This is a genomic window from Aquamicrobium sp. LC103 (genome assembly GCF_001014615.2).
GTDB lineage: Bacteria > Pseudomonadota > Alphaproteobacteria > Rhizobiales > Rhizobiaceae > LBCQ02.
Map to the genome: position 1 here is coordinate 340,348 of NZ_LBCQ02000003.1, position 12,947 is coordinate 353,294.

A 12,947-nucleotide genomic window follows, 5' to 3' on the forward strand; every position below is an offset into this window, starting at 1 on the left:
CCGCCGGAACTTCAGACCATTGCTGAATTTCGCGCCTCCCGGCATCGCACTTTCCGCCGGCGGGAAGAAAATGGGGGCAGGATGCGCCTTCTCGTCTATCCGCACGACCTGTCGATCGGCGGCAGCCAGATCAACGCCATCGATCTCGCGGCCGCCGTGGCCGCCGCCGGCCACGAGGTCGCCGTCTACGGCATACCCGGCCCTCTCGTTTCCTATATCGAGGAGCGCGGCCTGCGCTTCGTTCCGGCAAGGCGGCTGCGCTATCGTCCCGCGCCCTCGCGCATCGCACAGCTTGCCGCGGTCGCCGCGCGGGAACGCATCGACCTGATTCACGCCTATGAATGGCCGTCCTGCCTCGACGCCTACTACGGAGCCGCCGCCGTCCTCCGCGTCCCGCTTCTGTGCACCGTTCTGAGCATGTCCGTCATGCCGCAGGTGCCCGCTTCCGTGCCGCTGGTAATGGGCACCGCCGATCTCGGCGACGAGGCGCGTGCCGCCCATCGCGGCGCGGTCTGGGTGCTGGAGCCGCCGATCGACGTCGAGCGCGACCATCCCGGCATCGACGGCGAGCCTTTCCGCCGCCGCCACAATGTCGCGCCCGACGAATTCCTGATCGTCGCCGTTTCGCGGCTCGCGCTCGACCTGAAACTCGACGCGCTGGTCCGCGCCGTCGACGCCGCCGATCTTCTCGCCGCCCGCCGCCGCATACGGTTGATCCTCGTCGGCGACGGCCCGTCGCGCGAGGCGCTCGACGTGCGGGCGCGAGCCGTCAATGCGAGATGGAGCCGCGAGGTGGTCACGCTCGCCGGAGCCGAGCTCGATCCGCGCGGCGCCTATGCGGCCGCCGACCTCGTCCTCGGCATGGGCAGTTCGGCGCTTCGCGCGCTGGCGATCGGCCGGCCCCTGATCGTCCAGGGTGAACGCGCCTTCAGCGAGATCTTCGAGCGCGAAACGCTCGGCATCTTCCTGCGCCAGGGTTTCTACGGCCTCGCCAACGACGAGCGCGGAGCCGCCCGCCTCGCCGGGCAGGTCGATACCCTCATCGATGACCCTTCCCGGCGCGACGAGAACGCCGCCTTCGGGCGCGAGCTGGTCGTTCGCAGGTTCAGCCTCGAACGCGCGGTCGACATCCAGCTCGGCATCTACCGCAAACTGCTCGCCACCTCGCCCGCCATCCGCCCGCGCGAGGCGCTGCGCTCGGCCTGGCTTGCCCTGAAGATCGAGATCGACAATCACGATCCGCGCCGCAAGCGGCGTCTGCGGCGGCGAGAGGACCGGATCTTCGATTCGACCCGCGCCGGCTTCTGGCCGCCCTCCTTCGAGGGGCTTTAGACCGGATCAGCCCGAATAGGGCTGGCTTTTCCCGGTCACGCTCCGCGCCGCCCGCAATGTCCGTTCGAGCATCGAGGCGGCCTTCCGCGCCAGCGAGACCGGCACGAACATGATGTTCAGGGGATAATGCGACAGACCGGCGAGAATGAATTTCCGTCCGCTCGACCGCTTGCCCGCCTTGTGGAGGTGCCTGCCGATGTCGATCAGCATCGTCGATCGTATCTTCGGTCGCGCGGCGAGCTCCGCCTTGTTTGCGCGCGCTATGCGCAGCATGCCGATCATGCCCTTGCGCGTGTCCGACGAAATACTGTCTCCCGACACGAAGGCCAGCACCACCGGCTCCGCATCCTCGTAGATCCTGGTCTTGCGCGCCAGCCTGACCGCGAGCTCCCAGTCCTCGTTTGCCCGCGCACAGGCGTCGAAACGGGTGCCGTCGTCGAAGCATTCCCTGCGAAACAGCGCGTTCTGCACGCTCAGCCGGTTCTCGGTGAGAAGCTCGCCGACCTGGTCGGCGTCGAGCCGAAGCCTCCTCCCCGGCGAGGGGGCGCAGTCGACCTTGCCCGCGCCCGCGTGCTTGCGGGCGTCGCGGCCATAGATGATCTTCGCGCCGGTGACGACGCCGACCGAACGCGGCAGCGACGAAAGAAGCGCCAGCTGGCGATCCAGCTTGCCGGGCAGCCAGAGGTCGTCGCTGTCCTGGAAGGCGATGTAGTCGCCTTGCGCGAGATCGAGCCCGGTGTTGCGCGCCGCTCCGGCGCCGCCATTCACCGGCCGCCTGACATATTTCACCCGCTCGTCCCCGGACGCCCTCGCCACCTCCGCGAGGTCCTCGCTCGAGCAGTCGTCCACCACGATCAGTTCCAGGTCCCGGAACGACTGCGTAAGCACGCTGGAGATCGCGGCGGGCAGGCTACCGCTTCGGTTGTAGGTCGGGAGTATGACGGATACCACGCACGGCATAGGATTCACCTTCGATCCCTATTCGATATGCTTATGTTTTATCTTTATATATTGATGGATATTCATGTTGTTCATGTAGACATATCGCAAAACAAAACAACAAATCCAATATACACTTTTGTTCATGCGGGGTGCGGGTAGCCTGGAATGATCGAGCGCAGGGGTGGTCATGGCGTGCTGGTCGCCGATGCCGGGCATGCTCCCGCCACATCGGTCGCCTCCCGTCCCGCGCGCGGCGGACGGCGGGCACGGGGCATCGGCAGCTACAAGGCGGCATTGCCCCGGCCGGTGTTCCTGTTCTTCGTCTCGATCCTGTTTCCCTGGATCATCATGCTCGGGCCGATCCGGCTCTCGGGCTACCGGATGGTCCTGCTGGCGACGATCCTGCCCTGCCTCGTCATGTGGCTTTCGGGAAAGGTCGGTCGCATCCGCGTCGCCGATATCGCGATGCTTTTCTATTGCCTGTGGTGCGGTCTCGCCATCGCGGTCGTCCACGGACCGGGATACGCGGTCGAGCCGGCGGCCATCATCTTTCTCGAAGCCTTCGGCAGCTATCTGCTCGCGCGCTGTTTCATCCGCAATGCGGACGATTTCCGCAACATGGTGGCGCTGTTCTTCCTCATTATCGCCTGCCTGCTGCCCTTTGCGCTGGTCGAGACGCTGACCGGCCGCAACATCGCGCTTGAGATCGTCCGGGCGATCTATCCGACCTTCCCCGACCATCCGATGGAGCCGCGCTGGGGCCTGCGGCGGGTGCAGACCGTGTTCGACCACGCGATCCTCTTCGGCGTGGTCTGCTCCAGCGCCTTCGCGCTCACCCATCTCGTGCTCGGCTACGGCCAGTCGCTCGCGAGGCGATGGTTCAAATCCGGCATCGTGTTCCTCGCCGCCTTCACCTCGCTTTCCAGCGGCCCGTTGTCGGGTCTTGTCGCGCAATCGCTGCTTCTGGGATGGAATTGGGTGCTCTCGGGATATCCGGGCCGCTGGCGGCTGCTTCTGACCACGGCCGCCGGCATGGCGATCTTCATCGAGCTCTTCTCGAACCGCTCGCTGCCGGCGATCTTCATCTCCTATTTCGCCTTCAACGAGGGCTCCGGCCAGTACCGCCTGCTGATCTGGACCTTCGGCTCGGAATCGGTGATGAACCACCCGCTCTTCGGCGTCGGTTTCAACCGCTGGGACCGTCCCGACTGGATGAGCAGCAGCATCGACATGTTCTGGCTGGTCGACGCCATCCGCCACGGCCTGCCGGCCGGCCTGCTGATCGGGCTCGCCTTCTTCGCGGTCCTGGTGCCGGCCGCCCTGAAACGCGGGCTCGACGAGCGCCTCCAGGCCTATCGCACCGGCTATCTCATCGCCATGACCGGCCTCTTCATGGTCGGCTGGACCGTCTATTTCTGGAACTCGACCTACGTGATCTTCATGTTCCTGGTCGGCGCCGGCGTCTGGTTCCTCGACCTGCCGGAAACGGCCGAGCCCGACCGTTCGGCAAGCAGCAGGCACCGACGTGCGAACACCCGCCGCCGTCCGCCTCGCTCCCACCGGCCCCGAAGACAGGAAACCGCCGACAATGCTTGACGTTCCCCGCCAGCCGGAAGCTGCGACCCGTGCGCCCGCGACCGAACCGGTCGTCACCGTCGCCAGGAGCCGCCAGGCCGTCGAATGCCTGAGGGAGGCTTGGGCAGCACTGCCGGTCACGAATATCGATTCCGACATCGACTATTTCCTGACCGTCGTCCGGCATGCCCCGCGGGTCGTGGCACCCCATGTGGTCCACATTCGCCGCGAGGGCAGCGACGACCTGCTCGGCGTCGCCCGGCTGGAGGAGCTTCCCGTCAAGCTGCGGCTCGGCCGCCACGCGATCGGCCGCTTCACGCTGCGTGCGATCGTCTTCAGTTTCGACGGCATCGTGGGAACGGCCGGCGAGGCCGATGAAAGGCTCCTCCTGGCCGAATACCTGAAGGCGCTCGACGCGGGCGTCGCCGACGTGATCCTGATGCGCAATGTCGACGTCGCAGGCAGCCTGCGGAAAACCGCCCGCGCGATGGCCGGCCGGCTGCGCTGGGGTCACGCGCGCTCCGTCTCCAGCAGGTGGATCGCCGACATTCCCGACCGGCTCGAGACGTTCCTGCAGGTGCGCTCCGCCAAGAGCCGCAACACGCTTCGCCGGCAGGAGCGCAACCTCCACGCCAATTTCGCCGACCGCATGAAATTGAGCCGCTTCGACCGTCCGGAGGAGCTGCAGGAGCTCTGCCGCGACCTCGAATCGGTCGCCGCGCGCAGCTACCAGCGCGGCCTCGGCGTCAGTTACACCGGCACGCCGCTCGAACACGGCCTCATCGAGCTCGGCCTGCGGCGTGGCTGGCACCGCGCCTGGGTGCTTTATATCGACGGCGCCCCGGTCGCCTTCTGGAACGGCATGGCCTATGGCGACACTTTCGCGATCGGCACGCCGGGCTTCGACCCGCGCTATACGAAGGATTCGGTCGGCATCTACACCATGTTGAGGATGACGGAGGATCTGTGCGCCGATCCGGCGATAGGGCGTCTCGATTTCGGCCAGGGCGAGGCCGAGTACAAATCCGCCTTCGGCCGGCGGTCGCACGACGAAAGCGAAATCATGATCGCCGCGCCGCGGTTGCGCGCCATCGCGCTGCTGCTCGCCCTTTCCGGAGTCTCGGCACTCAACGACCTTGCCGCGCGCGCCATCAGGGACACCTCCTGGGGACGGCGGCTGAAGGCCGGCTGGCGCCGGCGCGCGGCGGAAAAGGCCTCGTCATGAAGCTCCTGCTTGTCGCCCCCACCTGCAATGGCGACGACGTCGGCGAGGCGTGGGTCGCCTATCAATGGGCGCGCCGACTGGGCGAGCGGCACGACGTGACGCTGCTTACCTACCACAAGCGCGGCGCACGCCCCGCCGCCGAACAGCTTCCCGGCATGCGTGTCGTCGAATGGACCGAGCCTCCCCTTCTCGGCAGGGCGGAGCGGCTCAACAGCATGCTGAAGCCCGGCTACGTCCCGTTCTACTGGCGCGCCCGCAAATGGATCCGCCACGCGCTTGCCGAGGGCGAGCGCTTCGACCTCGTCCATCAGCCGGTCCCCGTCGCGATGCGCTATCCCTCGCCGGCCGCGGGGCTCGGCCTGCCGCTCGTCATCGGCCCGGTCGGCGGCGGATTGTCGTCGCCTCCCGGCTTCGCCGCCGACGAGGCGACGGCGCCGTGGTTCGTCGGCCTGCGCAATCTCGACAAATATCGCTGGCGCTGGGACCCGATGCTGCGCGCCACCTATCGCAACGCCGCTTGCGTGCTCGCCATCGCCTCCTATGTCCGCGACCAGCTCGCGCCGATCCCGATGCGCCGGCTCGAGATCATGTCCGAGACCGGCATGGACCGGGTGCCCGCATTCATCGACCGCTCGCACCGCATGGGCCAGGTGAAGCTGCTCTTCGTCGGGCGGCTGGTGCGCACCAAGGGAGCGCGCGACGTCGTCCGCGCCATGGCCATGCTCGGCGATCTCCCCGTCCGCCTCGACATCGTCGGCGAGGGACCCGAGCGCGCGCCTTGCGAGGCTCTGATCGCCGAGCACGGGCTTTCCGGGCGCGTCACGCTGCACGGATGGAAGAGCAAGGAGGAGGTCGCCGGCTTCTACCGTGCCGCCGACATCTTCGTCTTTCCGAGCTATCGCGAGCCGGGCGGCAATGTCGCCATGGAGGCGATGGCTTATTCGCTGCCGCTCGTCATCGTCGATCGCGGCGGCCCCGCCAGCAGCACCTCGCCCGCCTGCTCCGTGCGGCTGCAGGCGACCACGCCCGAGGCCCTCGCCGAAGGCATAGCGTCGGCGGTCCGCGGGCTCGCCGCCGATCGCGCAGGGCGGCTAGCCATGGGCGCGGCCGCATACGAGCATGTCACCGGCACCGGCTTGTGGTCGGCCAAGCTCGACCGCATGGACGAGATCTATGCCGAGCTGGTCGGCGGTGCCACCGCCGCCTGAGGCTGGAAATGCAGCGCCGCCTGCAGCGCGGCGCGGTGTCCCGGGCCGAGGCCGGCCCGCATCCCCTCGCCCACGATGATGCTCAGCCTGAACATGGATGTCGCCAGCCGGCCGTGATGGCGGCCGTAATAGCCTATCCTGTTGGTGGTCATCAGCCCGGAGAGGAAGGCGTTCTCGTGATAGACGCCGCCTATATGCACCGCTCGTGCCTCGGGCACGTAGCCGATGGAGAAGCCGCAGCGGCGCACCCGCTCCATATAGTCGACCTCCTCGCTATAGAGAAAGAAGCTTTCGTCCCACTCCCCCACCGCGCCGCGTGCCCTGGCCGCTATCATGAGGATCGCGCCGGTCACCCACTCCACCTTTCCGCCGCGCTGGTAGATCGCCGGATCGTCGACGATCTCACCGAGACCGACGCCCGCCGCCACCCGCGTGCCAAGCAGCGCATCCGACCAGGCGGTCGAGAGCGACGGCTCGCGGCGCAGCGATTTCGCCAGCGTCCCGTCCTCGTTGAGGACCATCGGCGCGGCGACCCCGACAGAACTGTCCCGCAGGCTTTCCCGCAGCAGGCGGGCCGATCCCGGCATCAGGCGGATATCGGGGTTGAGCACGAGCACGTTCGCGTCCGGACGGATCATCCGCGTCGCCGCGTTGATGCCGGCGGCGTAGCCGGCATTGCGTCCCGTCTCGATCACCGTCGGCCGCGTCGGATGGTTTCTGGCGATCCCGACGGAATCGTCGCCTGAATCATTGTCGACGACGATGACGTCGCGCTTGCCAATGCCGTCGAGCCCCCCGGGAAGGCTGTCCAGCAGCCCGCCGAGCACGTCGGCACTGTTGTAGGTGACGACCACGACCGCCAGCGGCGCCGTGGCGAGCGGTTCCACGCCCGCGGGTGAGGCCCGGCCGGCGGAGTTGTGCGCGTGCGGTTCCACGACCTTGTCCATTCCTCCCCTCTCGTCATCGAAATATCTGAAAATGCAAGCATTCATCGCAGGATTGACGCTTGCGTGAAAGACAACATGCTGCGGTAGGCAATGGACGAGGCACGGCATCTTTATGTCGATGAAATGACGATCTCCGTGGACCCTCGTAATCCTATTGGCGTAGCCCTCCGCATTCCCGGATAAGCGGTTCCTCGCGCCATAAGACTTTCAGGCCAATGGCTAAATTCTGCGGATTTTCTAGCATCATTGCCATGTTCCGGCGGCAGGCCTTGCAGGCCGCTCGGATATCGGGGCGCGAACCGGGGCACATATCCGCGACGCGCCGCATGCAAGTTTCGGAGGCTTCCTTGTCGGCCCGCACAAACACCAGGCTCTTTTTGTTAAACCCGGACATGACAAACTCGTTGAACCGTGTACAGGCGCTGGGACAGGAATCTCCCTCCGCCCGCATCCGCCTTGAGGAATTCGTGGAGCTCGCCAAGCGGGGTCTGCCGCAGATGTACGCCGACGGCGCCTTCGCGCACACGGTCCGCGCGGTGAAGACCTCGTCCGGCCGCGCGGTGAAGCCCGAAGGCGACAGCCTGCGCTATGCCACCAATGTCGCGCTCGGCGTCTCCTATCTCGACGAGGGCACGCAGCGCGACATACTCGCCGGCGACACCGCGGCCGAGCTCGCGCTGACCACCGCCTGGCGCGCCAGGACCTCCGACGATCCCGGCGCGGTCGCGCTCGCCGCCTGGGCCGCCGCCGAGGTCGCCGACTTCTACGCCGAGTCCCTCCTCGACAGGCTCGCCCGCCTGCTGGCCTCGGACGAACCGATCGCCACCGTCGATTGCTCCTGGACGCTGATCGCCGCGCTTGCCGCGCGCCATCTCGGCGACACCGAAGGCGTCACCGCATTGGCAGCCGACCGCCTGATGGAGGCGCAGGGCCCTTCCGGCATCTTCCCGCACATGCTGCCTGCCTCGGCCAATGGCCGTCTGCGCGCGCATGTCGGCTGCTTCGCCGACCAGGTCTATTCCACGCAAGGGCTCGCCCGCCTTTCCGTCGCCCAGGATGATCCCGCCGCGCTTGCCGCCGCGGAAGCCTGCGCCGCGCGCATCTGCGAGCTCCAGGGCTCGGCCGGCCAATGGTGGTGGCACTATGACGTGCGCAACGGAACGGTGGTCGAGGGCTATCCCGTCTACAGCGTTCACCAGCATGCGATGGGGCCGATGGCGCTGCTCGACCTGCGCGAGGCCGGCGGCACGCCGCACTGGAACGCGATGATCAAGGGCCTCGACTGGATCGACCGGCATCCCGAGGTCTCCTCGGTGATGGTATGCGAGGAGGACGCCGTCATCTGGCGCAAGGCCGGACGCCGCGAGCCCAACAAGGCCGTCCGCGCCGTGTCGGCCATGACCACCGCGCTGATGCCCGGCCTGCATCTGCCGGGCCTCGACGCGATCTTCCCGCCCAACCGCATCGACTACGAATGCCGGCCCTACGAACTCGGCTGGCTGCTCTATGCCTGGCTTTCCGGCGGCGCGGTCGAGCGTCTGCGCGCGGGCGGCTGAGGAGACCGCACGTGGAACGGCGCCTGCTCTTCGGCCTCCGCCTCGACCCGCTGCGCATGGACGAGGTGGTCGAGCGCTGCAGGCTCGCGCTGGAGACGCGCAGCCGCGTGCTCGTCGGCGTGCTCAACGCCGCCAAGGTCGTCAATGCGCGCCGCGACGCGCTGCTGCGCGATTCTCTCCTCGATTGCGATCTCCTGCTGGCTGACGGCCAGTCGATCGTCTGGGCGAGCCGGCTGCTCGGCCGCCCGCTGCCCGAGCGCGTCGCCGGCATCGACCTGTTCGAAAAGCTCCTCGAACTCGCCGACCGCGACGACCGGTCCGTCTATCTGCTCGGCGCGCGCCCGGAAATCCTGGCCAAGCTGGAGGCGCGAATCGGCGAACGCTTCCCCCGCCTGCGCATCGCCGGCAGCCATCATGGCTATTTCGACGACACCGACGCCCCGGCCATCGCCGCCGGCATCCGCGCATCCGGCGCCGACATGCTGTTCCTCGGCATGGTCTCGCCCAAGAAGGAAATCTTCCTCGCCACCCACGGCGCCTCGCTCGACGTGCCGGTCCTGCACGGTGTCGGCGGCTCCTTCGACGTGCTTGCCGGCCTCACCCGGCGCGCGCCCATCCTCTGGCAGAGAACCGGCATGGAATGGGCCTATCGCCTGCTGCAGGAGCCGCGCCGGCTGCTGTGGCGCTATCTGCGCGCCAACACCGCCTTCCTCGCTCTGACCGCGCGGGAGTTCATCCGCCCGGCCGAGGCTTTCGTGGTCACCGAAAACAAGCGCTGACCGCCCTCAGAAGGAGAGCATCATTCCTAGCCGCTCCGGCGGGTTGGGCGCCTGCGCCTTCAGCCCGCGATCGGCGATCACCTGGCCGACCACGCCCTCGTCCACCTGGTCGAGCTCGTCGACGAAGGCGTAGACCAGCGCGTAGTCGCAGATCTGGTTGATGACGCGGGGAATGCCGCGGCTCGCCTGGAAGGCCATGTCGCAGGCCGCCGGCGTGAAGATTTCGCAGGCGGCGCCCGCCGTCGTCAGGCGATGGGAAACGTAGTCCCTCACGCCTTCCCGTGTCAGGCCGGCCAGATGGAAATCCGCCGCGACGCGCTGGGCGAACTGAACCAGCCTTGGATGCGCGATCGTCTGTCGGAGCTCCGGCTGCCCCACCAATACGATCTGCAGGAGCTCGTCGCTTTCGCCGTTGAGGTTGGAGAAGCATCTAAGCTCCTCCAGCATGGTCTCGGACAGGTTCTGCGCCTCGTCGAAGACGAGAACCGTGCGGCGGCCGCCCGCCCGCTCGCGGCGCAAGGCCGCCTCCAGCCGCGAGAACAGCTCCACATAGGGCGCGTGGCTGTCGACCGGCTGGCCGAGCGCGGCCAGGATCCAGTGCAGCAATTCCCCGCGTTCGCCATGCGCGTTGGAGATCAGCCCGATCTTCAGGTCCTGGTCGGCGCTGCGCAGCAGATGGCGCACCAGCGTCGTCTTGCCTGCGCCCACCTCGCCCGTGATCATGGTGATCGGCGCGAAGGTGACGATGCCGTATTCCAGCATCGCATAGGCGCGCGCATGGTTCTCCGACCAGAACAGGAAATCGGGATCCGGGAGCAGGCTGAAGGGCCGGGCCTTCAGGCCGAAATGGTCGGTGTAGAGAAGACGCGTGCTGGACATTGTTTTCCGCTTCCCGCCGCCGGCTCAATAACCGTATTTCTCGGGAACGTAGCGGCACTTGTTGAGCACGATGCCCAGGAAGTTCGACCTCTCGGCCAGCTCGCGCTCGCAGGCGTCGAGCTCGCCGAAGGTGCTCGCCTCCGCCGCCGCCACCAGTATCACGCAGTCGACGCTAGGCAGGAAGGCCATCACGTCGTCGTTTGCCAGCATCGGCGGCAGGTCGTAGATGACGACGTCCGGCTTGAGCCGCTGCTTCATGCGTTTCAGCGCGGCCGTCGCCGCCGGGCTTTGCAGAAGCTCGGCCGCGAACTGCACCGGGGCCCTGTTGCCGGCGATCGCGACGTTCTCGCCATGGCGCAGGAACACCTCCTCGGCCTCGCTCTGCCCTTTCAGGAACGTCTCCATCGACGGCGCTTCCCTGATCCCGAGCAGCTTGGCGACCTGCGGCCTGCGCATGTCGAGGTCGATCAGCGCGGTGCGGCAGTCCTTCTGGTTGGCGAGGCTGAACGCCAGGTTGAGCGCGACCAGCGTCTTGCCGCAGCCCGGCGTCGGCGAGGTGATGGCGACCGATGTCCAGTCGTTCTGGCGCAACTGCTGCAGCACCCTGGTGCGCAATATGTCGAAATGCGTGTGCGCCGGATCGGAATGCGTCATCGTGATCAGGCGGTTGGCGGCGATCTGCCTCGGGTCGGCCTTGAGCGGCTTGAGCGAAGTCCAGACCTCGTCCTTGATCGCCGCCGCGAAGGAGACCGCCCGCTCGGGAAAATTATGGGTTTCGCTTTGTTGTTTCGCCTTCTGCAAGGCGGCCTGAATCCGTTCCATCGTCTGCATTTTCCCTTTCGAGGGATCGGGGGATTGCTGTCTTCCTTACATGATCCTGCCTTCGCCCAGCCGGGCCGCGATCTTCTGCACGAACTGCCCGACGGAAGCGTGGGAGAGCGCCAGCAACGCCAGCGCGGCCGGTATGGCGCCGGCACCGAACAGGAGGCCCGGCCGCAGATAGGACCGCCGCTTCTCGTCCGGCAGCGAGATGTAGGGGATCGTCGCCAAGGGCTGCGCGTCGAACATCTGGACGATCTCGGCCGGCCGGCGCACGCGCTTGTTGAGAAGTTCGAGCAGGAAGATCAGTCCGAGCCCGAGTCCGCCGCCCATGGCGGCTCCGGCCGCGGCGACGCGCCGACGGTTGGACTTGATCGGGTCCTGCGGCGGTATCGCCGGCTCGATCACCGTGAAGCGCTCACCCTTCGAGCCGGCCTCGATCTGCTTGCCCGTCGAGGCTTCGGCGAGCCTCGCGGTCGCGACATTGTACTGGTTCTGCAGGTTCAGCCGGTCGCGTTCGAGCGAATTCAGCACCGTCTCGTTCGCCGGCGTCGCCGAAACCGATGCGGTGAGCTTGGCGAGGCTCTTCCCGATCGTCTCCTTCTCCCGGGTGATGAACGCCAGCCGCTGGTCGATATCCGACAGTTGCAGGTCGAGTTCGGAAGGCGGCTTCGTCTTTTGCAGACGGTCTTCGTCCGCCGAATTGCTGGACCGGACCGATTCCTCCAGCGCGGCGATGCGCGCGCGCAGCGACGTTATGTTCGGGCTCGTCTCGGAAAACAGCACCAGCTGGTCGGAAAGCGTGCGCTTCAGATCCTGCAGCAATTGCTGCTCCGCCGTCAGCGGCGCGGCGTTGGCGATAACGCCCGTCGCCTCGAACAGCTCGACCAGATTGTTGCGGCGGCCGCGCAGCGCCGCCTCCTCGCGTTCCAGCGCGGCCATCCTTTCCTGAAGCGTGCTCTGCTGCGTGCGCCTGAAATCCAGGCTGTCGGGAAGCGCGTCGCGATTGGTGTTCTTGAACTCGAGTATCCTCGCCTCGATCACACTCAGTTCCGTGCCGAGGCGCGCCACCTCGTCCTGGAAGAATTGCAGCGTCTCCCGCGCCTGGTCGTTGCGCAGGGATTCGTTCCGCTGCAATATGATCTCGGTGACCTCGTTCACCACGTCTGCGGCAATCCGCGAGTCCCGCCCCTCGAAGGAAACCGAGAACATCCTGGCGCCCTGGCCGCCATAGCCGTCCTGCTGCAGTTCCTCGAATGTCATGCGCTCGCGCATGTCTTCCACGATGTCGGCCTCCGCCAGCTTGGCGAACTCGCCGCCATAGACGCCGAGCCTCTGCGCCAGCGCCACGAGATTTTCCCGCGTGGTGATCTGCTGCTCGATCACCTGCAACTGCTGGTAGGCGTTCGTCTGGACGGTGGGTCGCGCGAGATCGGCGGAGATCTGCGGCGCCTCGACGAGGATCTTTGCGCTCGCCTGATAGATCTTGGGAAGCATGAAGGCGACCGCCAAGCCGAGCGTCGCGACGGGTATCGCGACCGCCAGGAACAGAGGCAGTCTGCGGAAGAATATCGATGCGTAGAAACGCAAGTCCAGGTCGCCCATCGCGCTTTCACCCCCGCCGTAACTTCTCGGTCGACACGTGCCTTGGCCTGCATTTTCGGGCTGCGGCGGATCATATGATA

11 protein-coding genes are annotated in these 12,947 nt (G+C 66.9%); 6 read left to right on the plus strand and 5 right to left on the minus strand.

The genetic code is table 11. The features are described 5' to 3' along the window. Nucleotides 1-81: 81 nt before the first annotated feature. The gene (locus XW59_RS07960; protein ID WP_052958013.1) at nt 82-1,332 is read left to right on the plus strand and encodes a glycosyltransferase; all 1,251 of its coding nucleotides are present in this window, start codon (nt 82-84) and stop codon (nt 1,330-1,332) included. A gap of 6 nt (nt 1,333-1,338) precedes the next feature. On the opposite strand, the gene XW59_RS07965 is transcribed toward XW59_RS07960, so the two are convergent. After that, complete coding sequence (locus XW59_RS07965; RefSeq protein ID WP_052958012.1) at nt 1,339-2,292, minus strand: glycosyltransferase; 954 nt, start codon at nt 2,290-2,292, stop codon at nt 1,339-1,341. Between the two features lie 147 nt (nt 2,293-2,439). On the opposite strand from XW59_RS07965, the gene XW59_RS07970 reads away from it, so the two are divergent. The 3 genes from XW59_RS07970 to XW59_RS07980 are packed head-to-tail and all read left to right on the plus strand — an operon-like array spanning nt 2,440 to nt 6,282. Next, nucleotides 2,440-3,870, plus strand: a complete 1,431-nt coding sequence (locus XW59_RS07970) for a hypothetical protein (RefSeq protein ID WP_052958011.1) — start codon at nt 2,440-2,442, stop codon at nt 3,868-3,870. Further along, nucleotides 3,863-5,074 carry a GNAT family N-acetyltransferase gene (locus tag XW59_RS07975; protein WP_047144049.1) on the plus strand — a complete coding sequence of 404 codons (1,212 nt, stop codon included), beginning with the start codon at nt 3,863-3,865 and terminating at the stop codon, nt 5,072-5,074. The genes XW59_RS07970 and XW59_RS07975 overlap by 8 nt, the downstream gene beginning before the upstream one ends. Further along, nucleotides 5,071-6,282 (plus strand): glycosyltransferase family 4 protein, encoded by a 1,212-nt coding sequence (locus tag XW59_RS07980; protein ID WP_047144048.1) that lies wholly within the window; start codon nt 5,071-5,073, stop codon nt 6,280-6,282. Before XW59_RS07975 ends, XW59_RS07980 begins: the two co-directional genes overlap by 4 nt. Here the strand turns inward: XW59_RS07980 and XW59_RS07985 are convergent. Beyond that, complete coding sequence (locus XW59_RS07985) at nt 6,246-7,229, minus strand: glycosyltransferase family 2 protein (RefSeq protein WP_047144047.1); 984 nt, start codon at nt 7,227-7,229, stop codon at nt 6,246-6,248. The two genes, XW59_RS07980 and XW59_RS07985, sit on opposite strands and share 37 nt — an antisense overlap. A gap of 404 nt (nt 7,230-7,633) precedes the next feature. On the opposite strand from XW59_RS07985, the gene XW59_RS07990 reads away from it, so the two are divergent. Both XW59_RS07990 and XW59_RS07995 read left to right on the plus strand, forming a co-directional pair. Continuing rightward, entirely contained in the window at nt 7,634-8,785 is a 1,152-nt protein-coding gene (locus XW59_RS07990; protein ID WP_246666027.1) for a hypothetical protein, read from the plus strand. An 11-nt stretch (nt 8,786-8,796) separates the two neighbouring features. Continuing rightward, on the plus strand, nt 8,797-9,564 hold the full coding sequence (locus XW59_RS07995; protein ID WP_246666028.1) for a WecB/TagA/CpsF family glycosyltransferase: 768 nt from the start codon (nt 8,797-8,799) through the stop codon (nt 9,562-9,564). A gap of 6 nt (nt 9,565-9,570) precedes the next feature. On the opposite strand, the gene XW59_RS08000 is transcribed toward XW59_RS07995, so the two are convergent. Genes XW59_RS08000 through XW59_RS08010 form a run of 3 tightly spaced genes read right to left on the minus strand, consistent with a single transcriptional unit; the run spans nt 9,571 to nt 12,867 of the window. Beyond that, nucleotides 9,571-10,443, minus strand: coding sequence for an AAA family ATPase (locus XW59_RS08000; protein ID WP_047144046.1), 873 nt, complete (start codon nt 10,441-10,443; stop codon nt 9,571-9,573). Between the two features lie 24 nt (nt 10,444-10,467). Then, nucleotides 10,468-11,265 carry a CpsD/CapB family tyrosine-protein kinase gene (locus XW59_RS08005; RefSeq protein WP_052958062.1) on the minus strand — a complete coding sequence of 266 codons (798 nt, stop codon included), beginning with the start codon at nt 11,263-11,265 and terminating at the stop codon, nt 10,468-10,470. A gap of 45 nt (nt 11,266-11,310) precedes the next feature. Next, a complete protein-coding gene (locus XW59_RS08010; protein WP_047144045.1) occupies nt 11,311-12,867 on the minus strand; it encodes a Wzz/FepE/Etk N-terminal domain-containing protein in 1,557 nt (518 codons plus the stop codon). Nucleotides 12,868-12,947 lie beyond the last annotated feature (80 nt).